General features: G+C 61.8%; 23 protein-coding genes. 7 read left to right on the top strand and 16 right to left on the bottom strand.

The window, feature by feature from the left end; genetic code table 11:
• The first annotated feature begins 37 nt into the window (after window positions 1-37).
• On the top strand, window positions 38-961 hold the full coding sequence (locus MPJ51_RS01750; RefSeq protein WP_298381265.1) for a lysophospholipid acyltransferase family protein: 924 nt from the start codon (window positions 38-40) through the stop codon (window positions 959-961).
• Window positions 962-970: 9 nt separating this feature from the next.
• On the opposite strand, the gene MPJ51_RS01745 is transcribed toward MPJ51_RS01750, so the two are convergent.
• Complete coding sequence (locus tag MPJ51_RS01745) at window positions 971-1,669, bottom strand: DUF1223 domain-containing protein (RefSeq protein WP_298381264.1); 699 nt, start codon at window positions 1,667-1,669, stop codon at window positions 971-973.
• A 228-nt stretch (window positions 1,670-1,897) separates the two neighbouring features.
• Here MPJ51_RS01745 and acnA point away from each other — a divergent pair, with 228 nt between their 5' ends.
• Together acnA and MPJ51_RS01735 are read left to right on the top strand one after the other, a co-directional pair.
• On the top strand, window positions 1,898-4,588 hold the full coding sequence (gene acnA, locus MPJ51_RS01740; protein ID WP_298381263.1) for an aconitate hydratase AcnA: 2,691 nt from the start codon (window positions 1,898-1,900) through the stop codon (window positions 4,586-4,588).
• Between the two features lie 149 nt (window positions 4,589-4,737).
• Window positions 4,738-5,430, top strand: coding sequence for an SDR family oxidoreductase (locus tag MPJ51_RS01735; RefSeq protein ID WP_298381262.1), 693 nt, complete (start codon window positions 4,738-4,740; stop codon window positions 5,428-5,430).
• On the opposite strand, the gene MPJ51_RS01730 is transcribed toward MPJ51_RS01735, so the two are convergent.
• The 10 genes from MPJ51_RS01730 to yajC form a co-directional block, all read right to left on the bottom strand.
• Window positions 5,425-5,967 carry a DsbE family thiol:disulfide interchange protein gene (locus tag MPJ51_RS01730; protein ID WP_298381261.1) on the bottom strand — a complete coding sequence of 181 codons (543 nt, stop codon included), beginning with the start codon at window positions 5,965-5,967 and terminating at the stop codon, window positions 5,425-5,427. The two genes, MPJ51_RS01735 and MPJ51_RS01730, sit on opposite strands and share 6 nt — an antisense overlap.
• On the bottom strand, window positions 5,960-6,118 hold the full coding sequence (gene ccmD / locus MPJ51_RS01725) for a heme exporter protein CcmD (protein WP_298381260.1): 159 nt from the start codon (window positions 6,116-6,118) through the stop codon (window positions 5,960-5,962). Before ccmD ends, MPJ51_RS01730 begins: the two co-directional genes overlap by 8 nt.
• Entirely contained in the window at window positions 6,115-6,888 is a 774-nt protein-coding gene (locus MPJ51_RS01720; protein WP_298381259.1) for a heme ABC transporter permease, read from the bottom strand. Before MPJ51_RS01720 ends, ccmD begins: the two co-directional genes overlap by 4 nt.
• Before the next feature lie 61 nt (window positions 6,889-6,949).
• Window positions 6,950-7,606 (bottom strand): heme exporter protein CcmB, encoded by a 657-nt coding sequence (ccmB, locus tag MPJ51_RS01715; protein WP_298381258.1) that lies wholly within the window; start codon window positions 7,604-7,606, stop codon window positions 6,950-6,952.
• Window positions 7,603-8,217, bottom strand: a complete 615-nt coding sequence (gene ccmA / locus MPJ51_RS01710; RefSeq protein ID WP_298381257.1) for a heme ABC exporter ATP-binding protein CcmA — start codon at window positions 8,215-8,217, stop codon at window positions 7,603-7,605. The genes ccmB and ccmA overlap by 4 nt, the downstream gene beginning before the upstream one ends.
• Before the next feature lie 137 nt (window positions 8,218-8,354).
• A complete protein-coding gene (locus MPJ51_RS01705; RefSeq protein ID WP_298381256.1) occupies window positions 8,355-8,708 on the bottom strand; it encodes an Mth938-like domain-containing protein in 354 nt (117 codons plus the stop codon).
• Window positions 8,709-8,717: 9 nt separating this feature from the next.
• Window positions 8,718-9,476 (bottom strand): sulfite exporter TauE/SafE family protein, encoded by a 759-nt coding sequence (locus MPJ51_RS01700; RefSeq protein WP_298381255.1) that lies wholly within the window; start codon window positions 9,474-9,476, stop codon window positions 8,718-8,720.
• On the bottom strand, window positions 9,457-10,425 hold the full coding sequence (gene secF, locus MPJ51_RS01695; protein WP_298381254.1) for a protein translocase subunit SecF: 969 nt from the start codon (window positions 10,423-10,425) through the stop codon (window positions 9,457-9,459). The genes MPJ51_RS01700 and secF overlap by 20 nt, the downstream gene beginning before the upstream one ends.
• 1 nt (window position 10,426) lies before the next feature.
• On the bottom strand, window positions 10,427-12,088 hold the full coding sequence (secD, locus tag MPJ51_RS01690) for a protein translocase subunit SecD (protein ID WP_298381253.1): 1,662 nt from the start codon (window positions 12,086-12,088) through the stop codon (window positions 10,427-10,429).
• Window positions 12,089-12,121: 33 nt separating this feature from the next.
• Window positions 12,122-12,406, bottom strand: a complete 285-nt coding sequence (gene yajC, locus MPJ51_RS01685; RefSeq protein WP_298381252.1) for a preprotein translocase subunit YajC — start codon at window positions 12,404-12,406, stop codon at window positions 12,122-12,124.
• Window positions 12,407-12,607: 201 nt separating this feature from the next.
• On the opposite strand from yajC, the gene MPJ51_RS01680 reads away from it, so the two are divergent.
• Both MPJ51_RS01680 and serS read left to right on the top strand, forming a co-directional pair.
• Window positions 12,608-14,269 (top strand): mechanosensitive ion channel domain-containing protein, encoded by a 1,662-nt coding sequence (locus MPJ51_RS01680; protein ID WP_298381251.1) that lies wholly within the window; start codon window positions 12,608-12,610, stop codon window positions 14,267-14,269.
• Between the two features lie 84 nt (window positions 14,270-14,353).
• Entirely contained in the window at window positions 14,354-15,646 is a 1,293-nt protein-coding gene (gene serS / locus MPJ51_RS01675) for a serine--tRNA ligase (RefSeq protein ID WP_298381250.1), read from the top strand.
• Window positions 15,647-15,697: 51 nt separating this feature from the next.
• Here serS and MPJ51_RS01670 read toward each other — a convergent pair whose 3' ends face one another.
• The 5 genes from MPJ51_RS01670 to MPJ51_RS01650 form a co-directional block, all read right to left on the bottom strand.
• A complete protein-coding gene (locus MPJ51_RS01670) occupies window positions 15,698-16,237 on the bottom strand; it encodes a helix-hairpin-helix domain-containing protein (protein WP_298381249.1) in 540 nt (179 codons plus the stop codon).
• 64 nt (window positions 16,238-16,301) lie between these two features.
• Window positions 16,302-17,288: a fatty acid desaturase gene (locus tag MPJ51_RS01665; protein ID WP_298381248.1), complete on the bottom strand. Its 987-nt coding sequence runs from the start codon at window positions 17,286-17,288 to the stop codon at window positions 16,302-16,304.
• A gap of 166 nt (window positions 17,289-17,454) precedes the next feature.
• A complete protein-coding gene (gene der, locus MPJ51_RS01660) occupies window positions 17,455-18,918 on the bottom strand; it encodes a ribosome biogenesis GTPase Der (RefSeq protein ID WP_298381247.1) in 1,464 nt (487 codons plus the stop codon).
• A 49-nt stretch (window positions 18,919-18,967) separates the two neighbouring features.
• Window positions 18,968-20,290 carry a PQQ-like beta-propeller repeat protein gene (locus MPJ51_RS01655; protein ID WP_298381246.1) on the bottom strand — a complete coding sequence of 441 codons (1,323 nt, stop codon included), beginning with the start codon at window positions 20,288-20,290 and terminating at the stop codon, window positions 18,968-18,970.
• 59 nt (window positions 20,291-20,349) lie between these two features.
• On the bottom strand, window positions 20,350-21,021 hold the full coding sequence (locus MPJ51_RS01650) for a hypothetical protein (protein WP_298381245.1): 672 nt from the start codon (window positions 21,019-21,021) through the stop codon (window positions 20,350-20,352).
• 225 nt (window positions 21,022-21,246) lie between these two features.
• On the opposite strand from MPJ51_RS01650, the gene MPJ51_RS01645 reads away from it, so the two are divergent.
• Both MPJ51_RS01645 and MPJ51_RS01640 read left to right on the top strand, forming a co-directional pair.
• Window positions 21,247-22,485, top strand: a complete 1,239-nt coding sequence (locus MPJ51_RS01645; RefSeq protein WP_298381244.1) for an efflux RND transporter periplasmic adaptor subunit — start codon at window positions 21,247-21,249, stop codon at window positions 22,483-22,485.
• Complete coding sequence (locus MPJ51_RS01640) at window positions 22,482-26,252, top strand: efflux RND transporter permease subunit (RefSeq protein ID WP_298381243.1); 3,771 nt, start codon at window positions 22,482-22,484, stop codon at window positions 26,250-26,252. Before MPJ51_RS01645 ends, MPJ51_RS01640 begins: the two co-directional genes overlap by 4 nt.
• Window positions 26,253-26,286 lie beyond the last annotated feature (34 nt).

The following is a 26,286-nucleotide window of genomic DNA, read 5'->3' as shown; positions in this document are numbered from 1 at the left end:
TCTGGGTTCGTGTCACAACACCCGGTGAGTCCTCCCCATGCCCGCAGAAAAGTCGGAACTGAGCCGATTTGAGCTTGGAAAATACTACGTTGCCAATCTGGTTCTAAGCGGCGTGATCCGCCTGATGCGACGGTTGCCCTATGAACGGCGCATCAATGCGATGGGGGCGATCATGCGCACATTGGCCCCCGTGGTCGGGTTTCGCACCCGCATAAGGCGTAACCTGAAACTCACCTGCCCGGATTTGCCCGAAGGTGAGATCAAGCGCATCTGCCGCGCGGTTCCCGACAATGCGGGCCGCGCGATCATGGAGCATTTCTCCTCTGAGGGGTTCATCGACCGGCAGAGCAATGCCAAAATCTCGGGCCCCGGTATCGAAGCCTTTGACAAGGCAGTGGCCGAGGGACGTCCGGTGATGATGATCACGGCGCATTTCGGCCATTACCTGGCCGCGCGCGTTGCCCTGCAAGCCCGCAGTGGTGCCCCCATCGGCTGCCTCTATCGCCGCATGGCCAACCCCTATTTCAACGACATGTATGTCGAGGCGTTCTACGAAACCGGCGCACCGATGTTCGAACAGGGCCGCCGTGGCATGGTTGAAATGGTCCGCGCGCTGAAAAGCGGCGGCATCATCGCCATCGTCTCGGATCTGCATGCACAAGGTGGCGAGGAACTGACGTTCTTCGACAAACCCGCCGTGACCTCGGTGCTGAATGCAGAGCTTGCGATCAAATACAAGGCCGAGCTGATCCCTTGCTACGCGGTGCGTCAGCCCAACGGGATCGATTTCGAGATCGTGCTGCACGACCCGGTCCCGCATACCGACGCCAAAACCATGACGCAGTTCACCAATGACGATCTTGAGGCGATGGTGCGCCAGCATATGGGACAGTGGTTCTGGATTCACCGCCGCTGGAAATCCTGGAACGGGCTGGGCGTTCAGCCCAGCGACATGCCCTGATCTTCCCGCTTATTTGACGTGCGCTGCCGCCACAATCGGCCCGTGCCCGATCCGCTGGATCAGGACCACCGCGGGCAGGTCACCAGACAAAGTGGCGGTGAACTGTTGCGGCGCGACCCCGTCCCACTGTCCGGCCAACTGCCAGCCCTCCACGACATTGGCATAATCCAACTCGTGCCCGGCCAGCTCTCCGCGCCGGATCGAGGCATGGCGCATCGGCGAATACTGCACGACGCGCACGTCATAGCTCTGCCCTTCCGGCAGTTCCACCGGCATCACATCAACGGTGATCTCGTCGCCTGCACGCACCGCGCGCACCTCGGCCTCTGGCGCGGCGGTCAGATGGGCGTTGATGATCCGCTCAAGATCATGCTCCTTGGCGCCGACCACATCCTGCTGCCCATTGATCACCATCTGCGGCGTATAGATCATGCTCCGCCCGCCTTCCCGCGCATAAGCACGCTGACGCAGGGTGTGATCGGGGTTGGCGTATTCATCCTTCCAGCCGATATAATCCCAGTAATCCACATGCAGCGCCAGACCGATGACATCGTCACGTTGCGCCAGCTCATGCATGATCCGATCCGCCGGAGGGCAGGACGAACAGCCTTGCGAGGTAAACAACTCGACCACAACCGGGTCAGAATCGGCGTGGGCAGTTGAGGCAAGAAGCATGGTGGCAAGCGCAATGGCGGCGGGTTTGAACATGGCGGGTTCTCGATCTGATTGGGCGATGGCTTCAACCTAACCAGAGATCGCTTCACCCACCAATCAATGTTTCTTGAGACCAGTTTCAGTTCCATTCAATAAAAATGTGTGCAATGGTATACAAAAAATGCCGCACCTGGCCGGTTGGACCTTGAACCATGGCCACGGGTGATGCATCTAGCGCACAGCGAATCCCATATTCCACGTCATTTGAGAGGGAGGCCACAGATGCCCATCAAAGTCGGACAGGACACCGCCAAGACACGCCGCAGCCTGAGCGTGAATGGCAAATCCGTTTCCTATTACTCGATCCCCGCCGCGCAAGAGGCCGGTCTGGGTGACTTTTCGAACCTGCCCGCCGCGCTGAAAGTGGTGCTGGAAAACATGCTGCGGTTCGAAGATGACGGCTTTTCCGTCTCGGTCGACGACATCAAGGCCTTTGCCGAATGGGGCGCAAAGGGGGGTAAGAACCCGCGCGAGATCGCCTATCGCCCGGCCCGCGTTCTGATGCAGGATTTCACCGGTGTTCCCGCCGTGGTCGATCTGGCCGCGATGCGCGACGGTATCAAGGGTCTGGGTGGCGACGCACAAAAGATCAACCCGCTGAACCCGGTTGATCTGGTCATCGACCACTCGGTCATGATTGATGAATTCGGCAATCCGCGCGCGTTTCAGATGAACGTGGACCGTGAATACGAACGCAATATGGAGCGGTATCAGTTCCTGAAATGGGGCCAGAACGCGTTCAACAACTTCCGCGTTGTGCCCCCCGGCACCGGCATCTGCCATCAGGTGAACCTGGAATATCTGGCCCAGACCGTCTGGACCGACACCGACCAGAACGGGGATGAGGTCGCCTATCCCGACACGCTGGTCGGCACCGACAGCCACACCACCATGGTCAACGGCATGGCCGTTCTGGGCTGGGGCGTCGGCGGGATCGAGGCCGAGGCCGCGATGCTGGGTCAGCCGATCTCGATGCTGATCCCCGAGGTTGTGGGCTTTGAACTGACCGGTGATCTGGTCGAAGGCACCACCGGCACCGACCTTGTTCTGAAGGTCGTGGAAATGCTTCGCGAAAAGGGCGTGGTCGGCAAATTTGTCGAGTTCTACGGGAGCGGTCTGGACCGTCTGCCGCTGGCCGACCGTGCGACCATCGCCAACATGGCCCCCGAATACGGCGCGACCTGCGGCTTCTTCCCGATCGACGGTGAGACGCTGCGCTACCTGCGCAACACCGGCCGGGATGAGGACCGCATCGCGCTGGTCGAAGCCTATGCCAAGGAAAACGGGTTCTGGCGCGACGAGAACTACGCTCCGATCTACACTGACACCCTGTCGCTGGACATGGGCACCATCGTTCCGGCGATCTCGGGGCCGAAGCGCCCGCAGGATTATGTCGCGCTGACCGGTGCCAAATCCGCGTTCACCAAGGAAATGGCCGAGACCTTCAAGCGCCCCATGGGCAAGGAAGTGGCCGTCAAAGGTGAAGACTACACCATGGAATCGGGCAAGGTCGTGATCGCCTCGATCACCTCCTGCACCAACACCTCGAACCCCTACGTGATGATCGGGGCCGGTCTGGTGGCGCGCAAAGCCGCGGCGCTGGGTCTGGATCGCAAACCGTGGGTCAAAACCTCGCTGGCGCCGGGATCGCAGGTTGTGTCTGCCTATCTTGAAGCCGCAGGCCTGCAAGAGGATCTGGACAAGATCGGCTTCAACCTCGTCGGTTACGGCTGCACCACCTGTATCGGCAACTCGGGCCCGATCCAGAAGGAACTGTCCGAGGCGATTGCCGAGGGCGATCTGGTCGCCACCTCGGTCCTGTCGGGCAACCGCAACTTCGAAGGCCGTATCTCGCCCGACGTGCGTGCCAACTATCTGGCCTCGCCGCCGCTGGTTGTCGTCTACGCGCTGGCGGGCACCATGGATATCGACCTGACGTCCGAGCCGATCGGTCAGGACAAGGATGGCAATGACGTCTTCATGAAAGACATCTGGCCGTCGCAGCAGGAAGTCGCCCAACTGGTCGAGCAGACCGTAACCCGCGAGGCGTTCCAGTCGAAATATGCCGACGTCTTCAAAGGGGACGAGAAATGGCAAGCGGTCGAGACCACCGATGCCGAGACCTATGACTGGCCCGCAAGCTCGACCTATATCCAGAACCCGCCCTATTTCCAGGGCATGGGGCATGAGCCCGGCACCATCACCAATATCGAAGGTGCCAAGGTTCTGGCCATTCTGGGCGATATGGTCACCACCGACCACATCTCACCCGCCGGGTCCTTTGCGACCACCACGCCTGCGGGCAAGTATCTGACCGACCGTCAGGTGCAACCGCGCGAGTTCAACTCGTATGGCTCACGCCGGGGCAACCACGAGGTCATGATGCGCGGCACCTTCGCCAATATCCGCATCAAGAACGAGATGCTGGACGGTGTCGAAGGCGGCTATACCAAAGGCCCCGATGGCGAACAGACCTCGATCTATGACGCATCGATGGCCTATCAGGCGGACGACACACCGCTGGTTGTGTTTGGCGGCGAACAGTACGGCGCGGGCTCGTCCCGGGACTGGGCGGCCAAGGGCACCGCGCTGCTTGGCGTCAAGGCGGTGATCGCCGAAAGCTTTGAGCGTATCCACCGCTCAAATCTGGTGGGCATGGGCGTCATCCCGTTCGAATTCACCGGCGGCGACAATCGCAAGTCGCTGGGTCTGAAGGGGGATGAGACCGTCTCGATCCACGGTCTGGACACGATCCAGCCGCTGCAGGAGGTGCCCTGCACCATCACCTATGGCGACGGCTCCGAGAAGACCATCCAGCTGAAATGCCGGATCGATACGGCGCCCGAGATCGAATATATCGAAAACGGTGGCGTGCTGCATTACGTGTTGCGGAATCTGGCCAAAGCAGACTGAGGTCGCCCTTATCCCTGATCGTTTTGAAAGGGCACCCACGGGTGCCCTTTTGATTTGTGCGAGGCTCTGCCTCGCGCTCCGAGGTATTTTTGAACAGAAGAAGTTGTCATTGCGCGGTTTTCCCGATCTGTTGGTGCGTGGAGGTGAGGATGGACAAAGTCGCATTGATAACAGGTGGCGCGCGCGGAATCGGGCGGGCAATTGTCGAAGACCTGTGCCGCGATCATCAGGTTGCGTTCACCTGGTTGACTTCGGAACCCGAAGCCATGCAGGGCGCTTTGGCCTTACGCTCTGATCTGACGCAGGAGGGTCAGGCCGGGGCGGTGGTCGATCAGGTGATCGAGCGGTTCGGGCGACTGGATGTGATCGTGAACAATGCCGGACTGGTCCGTTCGACCCCGAAAGAGCGGTTCGAGGCCGAGGCGCATCGGGCGGTATTGGACCTCAACCTGCTGGCTCCGATGGCGCTGCTGGCGGCGGCGCTGCCGCATCTGAAGCGGGGGACGTCGATTGTCAGCATCTCATCCATGAACGCGGTTCTGCCGCCGCGTGATGCGGCGACCTATGGGGCCAGCAAGGCGGCGCTGAACCTGTGGACTCGTGCCATGGCCAAAGAGTTGGGTCCCGAAGGCATTCGCGTCAACGCGGTGGCCCCGGGTGCCATCAACATCCCCGAGGCCCCGCGCCCCGATGATCTGACCGAGTTGTTCGTCAAGGATACGGCGTTGGGCCGGGTGGGCGCGCCCGACGATATCGCCAAAGTGGTGCGCTTTCTGGCCTCGGATGCGGCGGGATTCATCACCGGAGAGGTTTTGGGTGTCACCGGCGGCTATCGCTTATGAACCGCCTGCGGCTTTTTCCAGCGCCGGGCGGATGGTGCCTTCGATAACGCGCTGGGTGATCGGCCCGGCAAAGCGCAGAATGATCGTACCGTCGCCATCGATCACATAGGTCTCGGGCACGCCGTAGACGCCCCAGTCCAGCCCCATGCGCCCCTGTTCATCCCTGCCGATACCGGCATAAGGATCGCCCAGTTCGGTCAGAAAGCCTTGGGCATTGTCCAACTGGTCCTTGTAATTGATGCCATAGACCGGGATGCCTTCGTCCGCCAGCGCCTGCAGATTGGGGTGTTCAACACGGCAGGGCGCGCACCAGCTGGCCCAGTAGTTGACCAGCTTGACCTGCCCATCGCGCAGCGTCGCGTCATCAAAGCCGGGTTTGCCTGCGAAATCCGTCAGAACGACCGGCGGGGCCGATTGCCCCTCGCGCGCAGAAGGCAGCGCATTGGGATCATCGCGAAACATGCCGATGCCTGCCAATACCGCGAAAGCTCCGAATATCAGCGGCGGCGCAATCATCAGGGGCGAGATCTTAGCCATTGCGCGTCATCCTCTGTTCGACCTTTTCCATCTCGGCCCGCACCTTGCGGCCCCGGATCACGCTGAACCCGACAAGAACGATCAGCAGACCAATGGACACAACATAGGACCACAGCACCGTATCGGCATATTTACCCAGATCAGGGATCATCCGTTCACCCTTTCCCGCGTCAGCAGCGCCTTGATCCGGCGCGCGCGAATTTCTGTGCCGGTGCGATACAGCACCAGCGCGATGAACAGCAGCACAAAGCCCACGATGCACAGCAGCAGCGGATAGAAATAGATGTTGGAGACCTTCTCTTCGGTATCCGTGCCGGTGATGGCCCCTGCCCGCATGACCGATGCGCCCTGATGCAGGCCCTGATTCCAGAAATTCACCGCATAGCGGCTGAGGATGGCAAAGACCGAGCCCACCAGACACAGGACCGAGGTCAGATCGGCGGCGGTATCCGAGTCCTCGATCGCCTCCCACAGGGCGACATAGCCAAGGTAGAACAGGAACAGGATCAGGAATGAGGTCAGGCGCGGGTCCCAGGCCCACCATGTGCCCCACATGGGTTGACCCCAGATCGCTCCGGTCGCCAATGCGATCAGGGTCATCACGATGCCGATGGGGGCTGCGGCGCGGGCTGCCAGCGCGCTGACATGGTGGCGGCGCACCAGCCAAACCAGCGAAGTGGCCAGCATCATCAGCCAGCAATTGATCGCCATCAGGGCCGCGGGCACATGCAGATAGATGATCTTGACGGTCGAGCCCTGCTTGTAATCATCCGGCGTGAAGAAAAAGCCCCAGACCAGACCGACGACCAGACAGGCCCCCGACGTGATCCAGAAGAACGGCAAGACACGCTCGCTGGTGGCGAGGAATTTTCTGGGGTTGGCGTATTCCCAGAGGGCGTTGGCTTTGGCTGCGATTGACATGGGCCCTATCTAGTCCGAGTCTTGGTTGTTCTCAATTGACCTCAGTCAAAGTTTGATCACCCTACCGAAGATTGATGCGCAAAACGGCGGCGCTGGCAAAGGGCAAAAGTGCCACGGTGGCGGCGGTGATCCCGGCCAGCATGAGCAGTGGGGTTTGTGTTTCCATGCCCGTGGCCCCACGCCGGGCGACCTCGGCCCCGAAGATCAGGGTTGGGACATACAGCGGCAGCACCAGCAGCGACAGCAGCAGCCCACCGCGTTTGAGGCCCACGGTGAGGGCCGCGCCGAAGGTTCCGATGACGCTCATCGCCGGGGTGCCGATCAGTAGCGAGATCACCAGCCATGCGAAACCGGGTGCCGGCAGGTTCAGCAGCACGCCCAGAAACGGGGCGGCCAGAACCAGCGGCAGGCCGGTGGTCAGCCAATGGGCCAGCGCCTTGATCGTGACCACGGCTTCCAGCGGCAGCGGCGCGGTGGCGAGCAGGTCGAGCGAGCCGTCCTCCCAATCCAGCGCCAGCAGGCGGTCCAGCGACAGCAGGCAAGCCAGCAGCGCCCCCAGCCACAGCACGCCCGGCGCGATGGTGGACAGCAGCGACGATTGCGGGCCGACCGAGAAGGGCACCAGCACCGTGACGATCAGGAAGAAGGCCAGCCCAAGACCGAACCCGCCGCCCGCACGGAAGGCCAGTTTCAGGTCGCGCAGCAGCAGGGCGATCACAGGAAGCCTCCGTCGAAATCGTCGATGGGTTTGGGTTTCGCCTTGTTGGGGCCGACATCCAGAACCTCTCCGTCGAGGCCGAGGTCGATATGGGTGGCGATCAGGGCCGATCCGCCCTGCCCCAGATGCGCGCGCACCGCGTCGGCGAACATCTGCACCGCGTTTTTGTCCAGCGAGACGGTGGGTTCGTCCAGCATCCAGATCGGCCGTCCGGTGACCAACATCCGCGCCAGTCCAAGGCGGCGTTTCTGCCCTGCGGACAGATTGCCTGCGTGCCGGTCCGACAATTCATTCAGGGCAAACGCGTCCAGCGCCGGTTGGATGTCTTTCGTGCCGAAGACGGCGGCCCAGAAGCTCAGGTTCTCGGTCACGGTCAGGGTCGGTTTCAGCCCGTCGGAGTGCGAGGCGTAGGCAATCTGGTCTTCGGCGCCGTCGATCCGGCCTGTCAGCGGCGGCTGCAGTCCCGCCAATGTGCGCAGCAGCGTGGTCTTGCCGATCCCGTTCGGGCCGCGCAGGATCAGGGCCTTGCCGGGTGGCAGCGTAAAGCTCAACCCTTCGAGCACAGGAATGCCGCCACGGGTGATGGCCAGATCGGTTACGGTCAGTGTCATGAGGTCCCGCTTAGCCGATTGGTGTTGCGGGCAAAAGGTGGGATTTGACGCAGGGTGTTTGCGGAGAGGTCGGAGCGAGGGGCGCTGCCCCTCGCGCTCCCCGGGATATTTATGGCCAGATGAAGGACGGACCCGTGTTAGGTCGGGATCAGGGCGAGTGCGACCCGGCGGCCTTCGGAGAGGAGGACGTTATAGGTGCGGCAGGCGGCGGGGGAGTTCATGATTTCGACGCCCAGTCCGGCCTCTTCCAGCGTGCTGCGCAGGTCAGCGGGGATGTGGGAGAGGTCCGCGCCGGTGCCGATGAACAGAACGTCGATGTGGTCGGCGAGTGCGAGCAGCGCTGGGTGGTCCTTGTAGCCACCCCAGCTTTTGGTGCCTGTGGGGCCGGTCAGGACGGGGCCCTCGTGGACCTGACCTCCGATACGGAAGAAGCCGGGGCCGTAGCCGTCGATGGGGACGGCGTTGGTATAGGTGATCTCGTTCAGACGCATGGCCGTCTTCTAGCCCCAAAGCGGCAGGCCCGACAAGGCGGCAGTTGCGATGGCCAGATAGGCGGCAGCGCGGTAGAGCCGTTCGCGTTCGGGGTGGAACAGCCAGCCGCCCAGCCAGTTCCCGGCCAGATTGGGCAGCACCAGAGACAGACCCAGAACCGTGCCAGCAAGTGTGAAGTGTCCCATGCCGAACAGAAAGCCGAGGATCAGGAAGTCGAAGGCAAAGAGAAACAGCAGGATCGTGGCACGGATCACCTCGACCGGCAGCGGGCGGGTCATGTAGAACAGGATCACCGCCGGGCCGGGCAAACCGGCGACGCCGCCCAGAAACCCGGCTATGCCGCCGATAAAGGCGACCATACCGCGTGACACCGCGCCGGTATAGCGTAGGCCGAGGATCAGGATGACCAGCATCGACAGTGAGATCAGGCTGACCGCGTAACGAAATACCTCGGGGGCGACCAGGGTCAGCAACCACAGGCCAACGGGCAGGATCAGCGCGCATCCGATGGTCAGGCGCAGCAGATCGGACCGGTCAACCGCATGCCAGGCGCGGCGCAGGTTGGGCAGCGGGCCGAAGATATCCATGATGGTCAGCGCGATCAGGGCATTGAACGGGGTCAGGAACTGCCCTGCAATCGGCAGGAAGACCAGCGCGGTGCCGAAGCCCGAAAACCCGCGCACCAACCCGCCCATAAAGGCAGCGAGTGCGATGATGGCCAGCCCCGCTGGGGACTGGCCCAGAACCTCAGGCGTCAATGTTGGCAAACTGGTTGCCCGCCGTGTTCGACGGCTTTGACCAATCGCGCTTGACCCCCAGCCACAGCAGGATGGTCGAGGCCACGAAGACCGACGAATAAGTCCCCACAATCACACCCCAGATCATCGCGAAGACAAAGCCCCGGATCACATCCCCGCCCAGCACGTATAGCGAGATCAGCGCCAGCAGCGTGGTGACCGAGGTCATCACCGTCCGGCTGAGGGTTTCGTTGATCGAGATGTTCAGGACGTCCTTGAGGTCTTTCTTCTTGTACTTCCTAAGGTTCTCACGCACCCGGTCGAAGACGACCACGGTGTCGTTCAGTGAATAGCCCACGATGGTCAGCAGTGCTGCGATGATGGCCAGATCAAAGCGGATTTGCAGTTCCGAGAAGATACCGATGGTCAGGATCACGTCATGCACCAGCGCGGCCACCGCCCCCAGCGCGAATTGCCATTCGAAGCGCAGCCAGATGTAGACAAGCACCGCCCCGATCGCCAGGGCCACGGCGATGACGGCGGTCTGGATCAACTCGCCCGAGACCTTGGGCCCGACGGATTCGACGGAGACGAACTGAATGTCGGGGACGGTCAGTTTCAACGCCTCTTCCACCGCAGTGACAGTCGCGGCTGATACGGATTCGGAATCGGCCTGCGCCTGAATACGGATCATGGCGACGTTTTCATCGGGGCCGAAGGTGGGGTCAAAGATCTCGGTGATCGTGACATCACCCAGTTCCAGTGGTGCGATGGCGTCGCGATAGGCGCCCACGTCGATCTCTTGCGTGCTTTGGGTGCGGATCGTGGTGCCGCCGCGGAAGTCGATGCCGAAGTTCAGCCCCTGCAGCAGGAACGACCCGAAGGCCAGCACCATCATCAGGGCCGAGAGGCCCAGCCAGACCTTCCAGCGGCTGAAGAAATCGAACGAGGTGTTCTGGGGTACGAGTTTCAGTCTCATGTCAAACCTCGATCATTTTCGGACGGCGGCGTTCGAACCATATGACGATCATCAGACGCGTCACGAAGATCGCGGTGAAGACCGAGGTCAGAATACCAAGACCCAGCGTGATGGCGAAACCGCGCACCGGGCCGCTGCCCATGGCAAACAGGATCACGGCGGTGATGAAGGTGGTCACGTTCGCGTCCAGAATCGCCGACAGGGCCTTTTCATAGCCCAACTCGATGGCGCGGGCCGGGCCTTTGGCGGATTTCAGTTCTTCGCGGATACGCTCGAAAATCAGCACGTTGGCGTCCACCGCCATGCCGACCGTCAGCACGATACCCGCGATACCCGGCAGGGTCAGCGTGGCACCGATCAGCGACAACAGGCCAAACAGAAGACCTACGTTGATGATCAGCGCGATGTTGGCGAAGACGCCGAACAGGCCATAGCTGAGCGCCATGAAGGTCAGCACCGCAACAAAGGCCACGATGGTCGCCACCTTGCCTGCGTCGATGCTGTCCTGCCCCAGTTCGGGGCCAATGGTGCGTTCTTCGAGGAATTCCAGACCGGCGGGCAAAGCGCCTGCCCGCAGCAGTACGGCCAGGTTGGTGCTTTCCTCGACGGTGAAATTGCCGGTGATGATGCCGGACCCGCCCGGGATGTGGCTTTGGATCACAGGGGCCGAGATCACCTCATCATCCAGCACAATTGCGAAGGGCGCGCCGATGTTTTCCAGCGTGTAGTCGCCGAATTTCCGTGCGCCGGATGTGTTGAACCGGAAGCTGACCGCCGGGCGACCGTTCTGATCGAACGAGGGCTGGGCGTCGACCAGTTCTTCGCCAGTGACGACAGGGGCGGATTCGATGATGTAGAAGACGCCGCTTTCATCAATGGACGGCACAACCTTCTCGCCAATACCCGGCACGACGTCCGGGTCCGTGCCGCGTCCAACCACGGGGTTGAAGGTCAACTGCGCCGTGGTGCCAATGATGTCTTTAAGCTCTCCGGCGCTGCCGATGCCGGGCACCTGAATCAGGATGCGATCCGCGCCTTGACGCTGAATGGTGGGCTCGCGTGTGCCGACCTCGTCGATCCGGCGGCGGATGATTTCCAGCGCCTGACGCACGGTGCGGTCATCCGAGGCCAGCTTTTCAGCCTCGGAGAGTTGTACGATGATCGTGTCACCCTCGGCGCGGACGTCAATATCAGTTGCGCCAACACCAGAGAGAGTCTGCACCGGGCGGGCCAGACCACGGACAACCTCCAACGCGCGCGACATGCCCTCGGGCTGGCTGATGCGGACGCGAATCTCATCGGGGGCCGAGGGTTGTTTGCGCACAGTTCCTACCGTGGCGCGTTCGTCCCGCAGCGCGTCGCGGATTTCGGGCCACATCGCCTCCATCCGCGCCTCATAGACATCCTCGACCTTCACCTCGGCCAGCAGATGGGCACCGCCGCGCAGATCGAGACCCAGATTGACCAGCGAAGATGGCAGCCAGTTGGGCCATTGCCCCGCCAAAGCCTGATTTTCGGGGGTGTCCGCGCCAAGCTCAATCGCCGCCTTGGCGTCGTTGGATTGTTCGACGCGCGTGTAAAATGCATTCGGCAGGGCCAGGAACAGGCCAATCACGCAGACCGACCAGATCAGAACCCGCTTCCAGGTATCAATTTGCAGCATTACCCTGCCTTTTCAAGGAATTGTGGCGCGAAGTTATTTCGCCGGTTCGGTCTTGTTCAGGACCTGAGCGATGGTCGCCTGAACCACACGCACCTTGACGCCTTCGGCGATCTCGACCTCGACCTCGCCATCATCCTTGACCTTGGCCACCTTGCCGATCAGCCCGCCTTGGGTGACGACCTGATCCCCACGGCGCAGCGCCTCGACCATCGCCTTGTGTTCTTTCATCTTTTTCTGCTGCGGACGGATCAGCAGAAAATACATGATCCCGAAAATCAGGATCAGTGGGAGAAACTGGGCAATTGCGCCGCCTTCCATGGGATATTCCTTTGTTCAGATCTTGCGGCACCGTTCCGCAAATTTGCCGGGAACCTATGCCTTGAACCCGCCCTTTGCAAGCAATGGCGGCACCTCAAAGCGCCATTGCGTACCCGGCGAACCGCAGGATCAGGCAAAGCGTTGCAGATATGTCCTAGGCATGTCACCCAACTGCGGTATAGTTCGGTAAAAGGGGGACCGATGACATTGCCTTTCAAGCCCTTCGTTTTGTTACGCTATTTTCTGACAACCCTGACGCTGGGCCTGTGGCTGACGACCCCGTCCAGCGCGCAGGAAACACCCCCCGCAGCCCCCGAGGCCGAGACCCAAGGCTCTGAGGCATTCGTCGCCCCGGTCATCGTCGATGGGGACACGCTGTTTCAGGTGCGCGGCTCCAGCGCCCTGCCCGCGCCCGAGCGGGCCGAGAACATACAGGCCAAGATCATCGAGGTCGCCGAAAGCTCGGACGCACAAACGGTTGAGATCACCTTTGAGGAAACCGAGTTGGGCACCTGGATACTGGCGGATGGCGAGCGAATCTCGATCGTGACGACAGCGGATGCCGAGTTGGACCAGATGGGGCTGGATGTGCTCAGCCTGTTGCACGGCAACGCGATCAAGCAATCCATCGAGGCGTATCGCGCCAACCGCACCGAACAGGCCCGCGTCTCGGGCGCGATCGAGGCTGGCGGCTGGACGCTTGGCTTTATCCTGTTCATCGTGCTGATCCTGTGGCTGCACCGCCGGATCAAGCGGCGCACGCTGCGTTTTGTGCGGCGCTATCTGAAAGATGTCGAAACCGCCACCGCCGAACATGTGCAGGCCGAGGCGATGGCCGCGCTGATCCGATACGGGCTGAATTTCATCCTCCTGGCGATCTTTTTCCTGGGCTTTTACTACTACCTGTCCTTCATCCTGCTGGCCTTTGCCGAGACGCGATACTTCGCGCAACTGCTGCTGACCTATCTGACCGAGCCGGTCCTGCAGATCGTCAAGGGCGTCATCAGCTATCTGCCCAACCTGATCATGCTGGCGCTGATCACATGGGTGACCCTGTATATTATCAAGGGCATGCGTGTGTTCTTTGACGCGGTCGAGGCGGGCACGTTCGATCTGGGTGATTTCGAGAAACACTGGGTGAACCCCACCTTCAACATCGCCCGCGTCGTCATCATACTGATCGCGCTGGTCTTTGCGGTGCCTTACATTCCGGGCTCGGATTCGGCGGCGTTTCAGGGGCTGACCATTCTGGTGGGCGCGATGCTGTCGCTGGGGGCCAATTCGGTCGTCAGCAACATGCTGGCGGGGCTGTTCGTGATCTACCGCCGCTCGACCTCGATCGGGGACCGCATTCAGATCGGCGACCATATCGGCGATGTGGTGCAGATCAAACTGATGGAAACGCATCTGAAATCCATCAAGAACGAGTTGATCTCGATCCCCAATGCGCAGTTGATGAATTCCGATGTGGTGAATTTCTCGAAGAAAACCGATGGCAGCGGGCTGTTGCTGCACACCACCGTGGGCATCGGTTATGAGGAACCCCCCGAGAAGGTCGAGGCGATGTTGATCGAGGCTGCCCACCGTACCAAAGGGATCAAGGCCAAGCCCGAACCCTTTGTTTTGTGGACCGCGCTGGCCGATTACGCGATTAACTATCAGATCAACGGCTACACCACGCGGGGCAGTATCATCCCCAAAATCCGCTCGGACCTGCATCGCAATATCGTGGCCGTGTTCAACGAAAATAACGTGCAGATCATGACGCCATCCTACATCGCCGACCCGCCCGAACCGAAAATCCCCGCCGGGGATTGGGATGGTCATCTGGCGCATGAAGGGGCCGAGGATGCGGACAAGTAGGCGCATTTTCACACGCGGTGCTACACCCTGCCTTTCAGATGGTGCATAAGCGATCCTAGTGATTCACGCATAAGGATCTGAGACATGCACGACATCCGCGCCATTCGCGAAAACCCTGCCGCCTTCGACGCCGCCCTTGCGCGCCGTGGGGACGCGCCGGTGTCGTCAGACCTGCTGCGGCTGGACGAAAGCCGCCGGGCCAAGATCCTGGCGGCGGAAACCGCGCAGGCCGAACAGAACAAGGCCTCGAAAGAGGTTGGCGCTGCCAAAGGCCGTGGAGATGAGGCCGAATTCGAACGCCTGCGCGCGCTGGTGGCCGAGAAAAAGGCCGAGATCGCCCGGATGCAAACCGAGGCCAAGGACCTGGACGCGCTGCTGACCGATCAACTGGCCCGCATTGCCAATCTGCCCGCCGATGACGTGCCGCAGGGCGCGGATGAGGATGACAATGTCGAGGTCAACCGCTGGGGCACGCCGCGCGATTTCGATTTTGCTCCGAAAGAGCATTATGATATCCCCGCCGTCGCCGCCGCCATGGATTTCGAAACCGCCGCCAAGACCAGCGGCAGCCGGTTCGTGAACCTGTCCAAAGGCGTCGCCCGCATTCACCGCGCGCTGGCGCAGTTCATGCTGGACACGCATATCGACAAGAACGGGCTGACCGAAACCCAGACCCCCGTTCTGGTGCGGGATGAGGCGATGTATGGCACGGATAAGCTGCCGAAATTCGGTGAGGAGAGCTATCAGACCACCAATGGCTGGTGGCTGATCCCGACCTCCGAGGTGACGCTGACCTATTCGGTGTCGGGCGACATTCTGGACGAATCCGCCCTGCCCATCCGCATGACTGCCCACACCGTCTGTTTTCGGTCGGAAGCGGGAAGCGCGGGCAAGGACACTGCCGGAATGCTGCGCCAGCACCAGTTCGAAAAGGTCGAGATGGTCTCGGTCACCCATCCCGACAACTCGGATGAGGAACAAAAGCGCATGCTGCGCTGCGCCGAGGACCTGCTGGAGCAGTTGGGCATCCCCTATCGCACCGTCGTCCTGTGTACCGGTGACATGGGCTTTGGCGCGCGCCGCACCTTCGATATCGAGGCATGGCTGCCCGGGCAGGACACTTACCGCGAGATCAGCTCGGTCTCGACCACCGGTGCTTTTCAGGCCCGCCGCATGAACGCACGGTTCCGCCCCGAGGGCGGCGGCAAGCCGGAATATGTCCACACGCTGAACGGCTCGGGCCTTGCCGTTGGACGGTGCCTGATTGCGGTGCTGGAAAACGGCCAGAACTCGGATGGCACCGTGACCCTGCCGCAGGTGCTGGCCCCCTATCTGGGCGGCAAGCTGACGCTGCAAACAAACGGCACACTGGCATAAAGAAAACCGGCGCAAGGCGCCGGTTTTTGACATCGAAAGGCGAAGAAGGGCTTACTTCTTCGCCTTTTTCTTATCCTTCTTTTTGCCCTTCTTTTTATCAGACTTCTTCTTGACGTCCTTCTTGGATTTCTTGTCCTTGTCAGAGGTCTTGTCCTTTTTACCCTTCTTGGACTTTTCCTTGACCTTCTCTTTGGCCTTCTTGAAAGCGGCCTCCATCTCCAGCTTCTTTTTGGCCGCTTTTTCGGCCTTGGCCTTGGCTTTCGCCTTCTTCTTGGCCTTTGCTTCGTCGGCGGCTTTTTCCGCTGCCGCGCGCGCCTCGGCCGCCTTGCGTTCGGCTTCGGCCTTCCTGGCCGCGGCAGTTACCCGCGCGGCGGGCTTGCGGCGGGCCGGGGCTTTGGCTGCGGGCTTGCCGTTCAGCACCGCTTGCGCCGCTGCAATCAGAACCGGCGCACGGGCCGAACCGATGCGCGGCACCTTGATCAGGTCTTCGGGCTTGGCCCGGGCCACATCCTCAGCCGTTTTATAACCTTGCGCGGCAAGAGCCTGGGCCAGCGCCTTACCTACGCCACGCAGGGCAGTCGTTGCGGTCATTTCCAATCCTTTCCTGTCTCGCTGCGGTGACGCATCTCAGCGCAGCGTTTTGGGTCCCCGGACCTTAGCCGTGAGTGGCCAGTTGCCGGTCGGGTGCGGTTTTCGGGAAGGGGACAAGGCGTTTTGCATCCTCGTCCCACAGTTTGAGGTTCAGCGCCGCCAGTGCCTCGGGGAACTTGATCCGGCGCGGGGTGTATTCGGGCGGCAGGTTATAGTGGCAGGCCCGCAGCCGGTAAGACGGAATGCGCGCGTTGAAATGGTGGATGTCATGCAACGTGATGCAGGCCACCGCATTATCGAACCACCAGCCGAAATCCAGCGCGGATGAGCCCTGCAACGCCGCCAGTTGCGGGTCCAAATCCGGGCGACGGTCCCAATAGGTGTCCTCGAAATTATGCTGAAGATAGACGAGGAACACGCCCAGCATTCCGCCCAGCAGTGAAAACACCAGCCAGACCAAGATGCCCGTGGCCCCGGCGATCAGATAGAGCAGACCCAGAAACACGATGATCGACAGGTTGTGCAGTACAACGCCCTTCACCCCGAACCGAACGGTGTTCTTGGGCCAGCGATAGCGGATGAAGTAGGTAAACAGCGCCCCCACCGGCACCAGGATGAAGGGGTTGCGGTAAAGGCGATAGAACAAACGGGTTTTCCAGTCCGCCGCGTTCCATTCCCGCAGGGTCATCGTGTGGATTTCCCCGGTCTCGCGATGTTCCAGATTGCCGATGCCCGCGTGGTGCAGGTTGTGGTTCTGCTTCATCACCTCAAACGGCGCGAAGGTGAAGGGCGACAGGCCATGCCCGGCCCATTCGTTCTGTTGCCGCGTCTCGAACAGGGAATGATGCCCGCAATCATGTTGCAAGACGTAAAGCCGCACGGCGGAAAAGGCGAACACAATGCCCGCAGGAACCATAACGTACCAGCGATCGACATATGTAATCGCCAAGGCAAGCGAGGCGAAATACACCGCGAATGTGCCAAAATAGCTGAGCGCGGCAAGCTTGTTGTCCTGCACCGCGTATTGTCTTGTATATTCTCTAAGGTCCATCCAGCCCGCTCCCCACGACGCACAGACACGAAAGTCATTTCAGAATTAAGCGCGGAAATCCCGCAAACAAGCAGCGCGCGCGAAAACAAATGCACGCCAGTGAATGCTAGCGTGATGGCAAGGGGCTGTCACGCCCCCGCGATTAAAATGCTGAAAATTGGCGCAGTTACGCGCGACCCTTGAGATGTTTGGCCAATGCGCCGGCGTTTTTCTTGCGCCGTCCTTTGTACGGATTCTTGTCGCCTTGCCCGCGCAGGGTCAGACGGATCGGCGTGCCGGGCATGTCGAAATCCTCACGCAGGCCATTGACCAGATAACGCGAATAGCTTTCGGGCATCTTGTCGGGGTGCGAGCACATGACCACAAAGCCCGGCGGGCGGGTCTTGGCCTGTGTCATATAGCGCAGCTTGATCCGGCGACCCTGTGGCGCTGGTGGCGGGTGCTGTTCCAGCATCGCGGTCAGCCAGCGGTTCAGCGCCGCCGTCGGCACCCGGCGGTTCCAGACATCATGGGCGCGCAGGATCGCGGCGCGCAGACGCTCCAATCCCCGGCCGGTTTTGGCGGATACGGTGATCAGCGGTGCGCCGCGCAGTTGTGGCAGCAGACGTTCAAAGGACTCTTTCAGATCGCGCAGCTTTTCCTGCTTGTTGTCCTCGACATCCCATTTGTTGACGGCAACGACAACGGCACGGCCCTCACGTTCGGCCAGATCGGCGATGCGCAGGTCCTGCTGTTCGAAGGGAATCGCCGCGTCCAGCAAAACCACCACGACCTCGGCGAATTTCACCGCGCGCAAACCGTCCGAGACGGAAAGCTTTTCCAGCTTCTCCTGCACCTTGGCCTTTTTGCGCATCCCGGCCGTGTCGAAAATGCGCATTGGCGTGCTGCTGCCATCGGGGTCGGCCCAGTCGATGCGCAGGCTGATCGCGTCGCGGGTGATCCCGGCTTCGGGACCGGTCAGCAGGCGGTCCTCGCCCATGATCTTGTTGATCAGGGTGGATTTGCCCGCATTCGGACGCCCGACCACGGCCACCTGCAGCGGCTTGGCATCGGTGATCAGGGGCGCCTCGCCCTCGTCGTCCTCATCCAGTTCGATATCGGTTGCGGGGGCCTCATCCACCCGCGCTTCTTCGGCGGCATCAGCCAGAGGCATCAACTGGGTGTAAAGATCGGTCATCCCCTCGCCATGTTCGCCGGACAGGCGGACAGGCTCGCCGAGGCCCAGATTATAGGCCTCAAGCACACCGGCGTCGGCGGCGTTACCTTCAGCCTTATTCGCCGCCAGAATCACATGTTTGGAGCGTTTGCGAAGAATTTCCGCGAACATCTCGTCCGTGGGAGTCAGGCCCACGCGGGCGTCGATCATGAACAGGCAGACATCGGCCATGTCCACCGCGCGTTCTGTCAGCCGACGCATACGGCCTTGCAGGCTGTCATCGGTCGCGTCCTCAAGCCCCGCCGTGTCGATCACGGTAAAGCGCAGATCACCCAGACGCCCTTCGCCTTCACGCAGGTCGCGCGTCACGCCCGGCTGGTCATCGACCAGAGCCAGACGTTTGCCCACAAGGCGGTTGAACAGGGTGGATTTGCCCACATTCGGGCGCCCCACGATGGCGAGGGTCAGCGACATGGTTCTCAACTTTCACGACTCAAGATGCGCCCTTTAGCGCATCTTGCCGTTAACGGAAAGCGTGCAAATCACCCTTGGCCGACACCACATACAGCGTTTGCCCCGCCACAACGGGGGCGGTGGTCGCGCCGCCGGGCACTTCGACCTGATAGATCTGCGTGCCATCGACCGGGTTGAAGAACCGCAGATAGCCATCGTTCGAGGCCACAACGATGCGCCCACCCGCCAGAATCGGGCCGTAGTGGGCAAAGACCGCTCCGCGACGGCCCGGCTTGTCCTTGACAAAGCCCGGCAGGTCCTGCGCCCAGATGACCGAGCCATCGGCTGCATTCAGCCGCACCAGCTGGTTGCGGTCGCTGACAAGGAAAACACTGTTGCCCGCAACCCAGACCGTATCCACGGCCCCCTCGGATGCGGTCCAGTTTCGTTCACCCGAGCCTGCATCAAAAGCGACCGTCCGGCCCGAGTGGTTACCGATATAGATCGTGTTGCCAACCACCATCGGCCCGCCGGTCACGTCGACGATCTGCGCCACCGCGCGGCCCCGACGACCACCGGCCACCGAGGCGTTCCAACGCCGGATGCCGCCCTTGCGGAAGGCTGCGGCGATATCGCCTGAGCCAAAGGCAAACACCGCCAGATCCGAGGCCAGAACCGGAGCCGGAGCGCCCAGCACGTTGCCGACACTGGGTGTGCCCTCGATCTGCCAGGCGATGCGCCCGTCCTTGGTGTTGACCGTCCAGCCGGTTTCATCCCCGGCCACCAGATAAAGCAGCCCGTCGCGGACCAGAGGCGCGCCGCTGCCCGTGGCATTCAGCCGTTTCTGCCAACGCTGCGCGCCGGTCTTGGCGTCCAGTGCGGTCAGGCGGCCAAAGCCCGATGACACGTACAGCACGCCATTGTCATAGGCGAGACCGCCGCCCGTGGCCTGATCGTCCTTTTCCGATGCGGGGATCAGGTTCGTGCTCCATACTGTTTGCCCCTGGGCCGAGGTCGCGGTGACCGTCGCGCCGGAATCCAGCGTATAGACCAGACCTCCGGCGACCACCGGATCGGCGGTGATCCGTTGCTTGCGCCCGTCCCCTGCCCCGATCGAGTTGGACCAGATGCGATTGGGGGCAGCGCTGAGCGCGGCATTTGTGGTGCGCAGCGCCGGGGTGCCCGGGCTTTGCGGCCAACTGGCATTGCGGCTTTGCGCCGGCACGCTGATCGGCTGAGAGCCCCGGGTTTCCACCGTTTCATTGTCCTGAACCGGGCGGATATCCTCGCGGGCGCCGGGCAGGATCACCTCGGGTTCCTGACAGGCGGCCAAGGCGGTCAGGGCCATCGCGGCAGCGGGCATCCCGAAGCGTGAGAAAATTCGTGTTACCATAATTGTTCGAACTCGCCTGTCTTTATCCCTGTTGCCCCATCCCGATTGCCACTGCCGGATCAGCCTTGCTGCCCGGCCAGCGGTTCGGGCACGGCGCCCAACGCAACGATCAATTGCGCCGCCCGCTGCTGCAGATCAACCCCGGCCTCGGCATCCTGCCGCAGGGCCTGCAACCGCTCGACCGCAGCCAGTGTTTCGCCCTCGGCCACATCGATCAAGGCCAGTTGTTCCTCGGCCAGCAACCGCAGGGGCGCGCCGGGGATGGCCAGCGCCTCGAATTGCTGACGTCGGTCCGTGGCGGGCATCGTCTCGGACTGCAACAGCAGCGCCTTGAAACTGGCGATGGCGCGGTAAATCTCGGGCAGATCGCCTTGGGTTGCGATGGCGTTCAGGCTGGCAACCGCATCCTGCTGCGACCCGGCCTCGGTCTGGGCGGCGGACAGCAACATGTTCAGAACCGCCTCGCCCCCCGGCGATTGTGCCGCAACCGTCTGCAGGCTGTCGGCACGCTCGGACGAGCCGTTCTGCGCCAGCGAGGACAGAATCGCATCCCCCAGCGCCTCGGCCTGCGCGGTGTCCTGCGCCTTGCGATATTCGTTGAACGCCGCCCCGCCCACGATGGCGACAACGGCAACAACCCCGACCCAGCCCCAACGGCGCAACAGCATATACATACGGTCGCGGCGCACCTCTTCGGTGACTTCTTCAATGAAACTGTCGGTATCGCTCATCCCTGTCCCCAGGCTGACTGTCTGGCTTTCTAGCGCCATGTCATACCCCGCCACCACGGGCAAGCCAAGGGCCGGATTTTACACATTTGTAAGGCAGGTCCCCAGGGCTTGCTTAAAAAAACAAACCGAACTATTCAGTTCAGTATGGAAAAGCCGGGCACCTGACCCCATTTCAAAGCGCATATGCTGCTGTCAGGCTGGCCGTAATATCTGGAAAGGCTCCACATGCGTTTGATTTCAATCGTCAACGCCATTTTGGTTGTAACCGCATTGTATTATCTCGTGTTCGAACGTGATGCATTATTTGCGTTTGCCGGTCGGGGCGAGGACCAGACCGAAACCGCCGCTGAAGCCGAGGCCGGAGCCGAGGATGTCGCCCAGGCCCAGGGTGATGCGATTGGCGTTGTCGCCCTGCGCTCGACCGCGCGCGAGATCGGCAGCGCCGTGCAACTGCGTGGGCAAACCAAGGCAAACCGCCAGGTTGAGGTGCTGGCCGAGACCACATCGACCGTGATTTCCGAACCCAAACGCCGCGGCACCTTTGTCGAAGCAGGCGATCTGCTGTGCGAGTTGGACCCGGGCACCCGCCCCGCCAGTCTGGCCGAAGCCACAGCCGCCGAGCTTGAAGCCAAAAGCCGCGTCCCCGAGGCCGAAGCCCGTCTGGAAGAGGCCCACGCTCTGGTCGCCGAGGCCGAGATCAACCTAAAAGCTGCCCGCAAGCTGTCGGAAACCGGGTTCGGCTCGGAAACCACCCGCATCTCGCGTGAGGCCGCGATGAGCAGCGCGCAGGCGGGTATCAAATCCGCCGAAGCCGGGTTGGAGGCCACGCAGGCCGGTATCGAAGCCGCCAGCGCCGAGGTCGCCGCCGCCCATCGCGAGATGGACCGCCTGTCCATCACAGCCCCGTTCCGGGGCCTGCTGGAAAGCGACACGGCAGAGCTGGGCAGCCTGATGCAGCCCGGATCGCTGTGTGCGACCGTAATCCAACTGGACCCGATCAAGCTGGTGGGCTTTGTCCCGGAAACCGAGGTGAACCGCGTCACCGTCGGCTCGATGGCGTCGGCGCAATTGGTGACCGGCCTGCAGGTCGAAGGACGTGTTACCTTCCTGAGCCGCTCGGCCGATGAAACCACTCGCACGTTCGAGGTCGAGATCACCGTGCCCAACCCCGAACTGCTGATCCGCGACGGCCAGACCGCCAATATCCAGATCGCCGCTGAAGGCGTCAAAGCGCATCTGCTACCGCAATCCGCCCTGACCTTGAACAATGAAGGCCGTCTGGGCGTGCGCACGGTCGGTGCCGGGGACATGGTTGATTTCAGACCGATCCAGCTGCTGCGCGACACCGCCGAGGGCGTCTGGGTCGGCGGTCTGCCGGAAACCACTGACATCATCGTGGTCGGGCAGGAATTCGTCACCAAAGGCGTGACCGTCGCGCCGACATATCGGGAAGCGTCGCAATGACAGGTATCGTCAGCTGGGCCGCCGACCGGGCCCGCATGGTTCTGGCCTTTATCGCGATCTCGCTGGTTGTGGGCAGCTTTGCCTATGTCAACCTGCCGAAAGAGGGTGAGCCGGATATCGAAATCCCCATTCTCTTTGTTTCGGTCAGTTTCCCAGGCATCTCGGCGGAAGATTCGGAAAACCTGCTGGTCAAACCGATGGAAACCGAGCTGGCCGATCTGGATGGCCTGAAAGAGATGAGCGCCACCGCCGCCGAAGGTTATGCCGGGATCGCGCTGGAATTCGACTTTGGCTGGGACAAGACCGCAATCACCGCCGATGTGCGCGATGCGATGAACACCGCCCAAGGCGATTTCCCCGCCGGGGCCGAACAATATACCCTGAACGAGGTCAACTTTTCCCAATTCCCCATCGTCATCGTGAACCTGACCGGTGCGGTGCCCGAACGGACCATGGCGCGGATCGCCAAGGACCTTCAGACACGGCTTGAATCGCTGGATGCGGTGCTTGAGGCCGGGATCGCGGGCAACCGAGATGAGATGCTTGAGGTCGTGATCGACCCGCTGCGGCTTGAGGCCTATAACGTCACCGCCGATGAACTGATCAACGTGGTTCGGAACAACAACCAGCTGATCGCGGCGGGTGAGGTCGACTCGGCCCAGGGTACATTCTCGGTCAAGATTCCGTCCTCGTTCAAGACTGCGCAGGATGTTTACGGCCTGCCGATCAAGACCAATGGCGACCGGGTTGTGACGCTGGGTGAGCTGGCCCAGATCAACTACACGTTCGAAGACCGCGCAGGCACGGCGCGGTTCGATGGCGAGCCCACCGTGGCGTTGCAGGTGGTCAAGCGCAAGGGTTTCAACCTGATCGACACCGTGGCGCTGGTCAAGGAAACCATCGCGGCGGAACAGGCCAAATGGCCGCCCGAATTGCAGACCGCCATCGATGTCGGCACCTCGAACGACCAGAGCCGTATCGTGGATTCGATGGTCAGCCAGCTTGAAGGTTCGGTCCTGACCGCCATTGCGCTGGTGATGATCGTGGTTCTGGCTTCGCTGGGTACCCGCGCCGCGCTGCTGGTGGGCTTTGCGATCCCGACCTCGTTCCTGCTGTGTTTCGCCTTCCTCGCCGTGATGGGCATCAGCATTTCCAACATCGTGATGTTCGGCCTGATTCTGGCCGTGGGGATGCTAGTCGATGGGGCCATCGTGGTGGTGGAATATGCCGACAAGCGCATCAAAGAGGGCGTCGGCCCGATGCACGCCTATGTCGAGGCGGCACAGCGCATGTTCTGGCCCATCGTTTCCTCGACGGCGACGACGCTCTGCGCCTTCCTGCCCATGCTGTTCTGGCCCGGTGTCCCGGGTGAGTTCATGGGGATGCTGCCGGTCACACTGATCTTCGTGCTGTCGGCCTCGCTGGTAGTGGCACTGATCTACCTGCCGGTGATGGGCGGTGTCTCGGGGCGGCTGAGCCGCGTGTTCGACCGCACCTCGGACTGGTTGCGGGCCCGTACACCGTGGTGGGCGCGCGCAGTCATGGTGCCCCCGGCACTGTATATGATCTTCCTCGGTGCGATGCAGATGTTGAACCCGAACTACCTGCTGCCCGGCGGATCAATTGCCGGTGCGCTGCTGTTCCTGTTCGGTGCCTTCGCCGGATCGGTCACCCTGAGCGCGGCCAAGATCGAACGTCAGGTCGAGGAACAGGTGCACACCGCCAAGGAACACACGCTCTTTGGCTATGTCGTCAAATTCCTGGTCGGCAATCCGGTAATGCCGGTTGTGTCACTGGCTGTTGTGTTTGCAGCCGTCTTCTGGGTCGCCTTCATCCTGTTCCCGCAAAACTCGCGCGGGGTCGAGTTCTTTGTCGAAAGCGAACCGGAACAGGCCACGGCCTATGTCCGGGCGCGGGGCAACCTGTCGCTGGCGGAAAAGGATGCAATGGTGCTGGCCGCCGAACAGATCATCGGCGCGCATCCGGCAGTGATCAACGTCTTCTCTTTCGCCGGTGAAGGCGGGCTGAACCAGAACGATGGCGGTGCCGACGCCCCCGCTGACACGGTGGGTCGCGTCCAGTTCGAGATCATCCCTTGGGAAGACCGTCCGACCGTCTCGGAACCCGTCGCGGGTGGCCGGTTCGAACGGCAGGTGATCGCACCGGAATATGACGGCAATTATGTGCTTGAGGAACTGTCGACCGAATTGGCCACCCTGCCCGGCTTTGTCGTGGATTTGCAGGCGCTGGAACAGGGTCCCGCCTCGTCCAAGCCGGTGCATCTGCGCATCAAGGGCGATGGGTGGGAGGAACTGACCGCATCCACCGCCGCCGCCCGCGCGGCATTTGATGCCACCCCCGGCCTGATCAAGATCGACGACACCCTGCCCTTGCCCGGCATCGACTGGCAGATCGACGTGGATGTTGCAAAGGCGGGCCGCTTTGGTGCCGATGTGGCCACCGTGGGCGCGATGGTGCAACTGGTGACGCGTGGCATCCTGCTGGGCGAGATGCGCCCCGAAAACAACGATGAAGAAATCGAGATCCGCGTCCGCCTGCCCGAGGATGACCGGGTGCTGTCCACGCTGGACACGCTCAAGGTCCGAACCCCGGACGGGCTGGTGCCGCTGTCGAACTTCGTCACCCGTCAGCCGGTCGCCAAGCTGGCACAGATCGACCGCGTGAACCAGCAGCGTTATTATGACGTCAAAGCCGATGTCGAAGCAGGGCTGAGCAAGGTCGTCATCGATGGCCCTGACGGGGGTGAGGAACGGCTGGCAGTCGTGCGCGCGGTGACCGACGGGATCACCCCGACCAACACTGTGATCACCAGCTCCGATGGCACCGAATATGAGCTGGTGCAACTGACCGGCGCCGAGAATACCGGCGCGCTGCAGACGGTCATCGATGGTGGTGACGCGCGGTTTGCTCTGATCAATCCGAACGAACGGATCGCGGTGCTGACCGAATGGCTGAACACCGATCCCTTTGGCAGCGCGGTCGCCTGGGAATGGACCGGTGATCAGGAAGAGCAGGAGGAATCCGGTGCCTTCCTTGTCAACGCCTTCATGGGCGCGCTGGGGCTGATGTTCGTGATCCTGCTTGCGCAGTTCAACTCGTTCTACAACTCGGTTCTGGTGCTGCTGGCGGTGGTTCTGTCCACCACGGGCGTGCTGATCGGGATGATGGTGATGCAACAGCCGTTCTCGATCATCATGACCGGCACCGGCATCGTGGCGCTGGCGGGGATCGTGGTGAACAACAACATTGTTCTCATCGACACCTATCAGGAATACAGCCAGTACATGCCCCGGATCGAGGCGATCATCCGCACCGCCGAGGCCCGTATCCGCCCGGTTCTGCTGACCACGCTGACCACGATGGCGGGCCTGACCCCGATGATGTTCGGTCTGTCGCTGGATTTCATCGGCGGCGGCTATTCCATCGACAGCCCGACCGCGCTGTGGTGGAAACAGCTGGCCACGGCGGTGGTGTTCGGGCTGGGCATTGCAACCGTGCTGACCCTGATCGTGACGCCCTCGTTGCTGGCGCTGCGCGTCTGGGTAACCACTTATATCATCTGGCTGGGCAAACTTCTGGCGCGCGCCACTGCGGGCCGGTCCAGCCAGATCGCGCAAGACATGGCCATCGGCAAATCCGCTCGCAACGTGCAGACGACCGAGATTGTCTGGGACGGGGATGAGGCCAGCGGGTCGGAAAAGGATCGGGGCGATCCCCCCTCCTCTCCGCTGAAAGCGGCAGAATAAAAAATGGCGAGCCGCAGGGCTCGCCATTTTCAGT

Origin of the sequence: Ruegeria sp. (assembly GCF_028066395.1) — a bacterium.
Taxonomy (GTDB): domain Bacteria; phylum Pseudomonadota; class Alphaproteobacteria; order Rhodobacterales; family Rhodobacteraceae; genus Ruegeria.
Note: the sequence above shows the minus strand (reverse complement) of the source record. Positions and strands in the feature narration are given on the sequence as shown.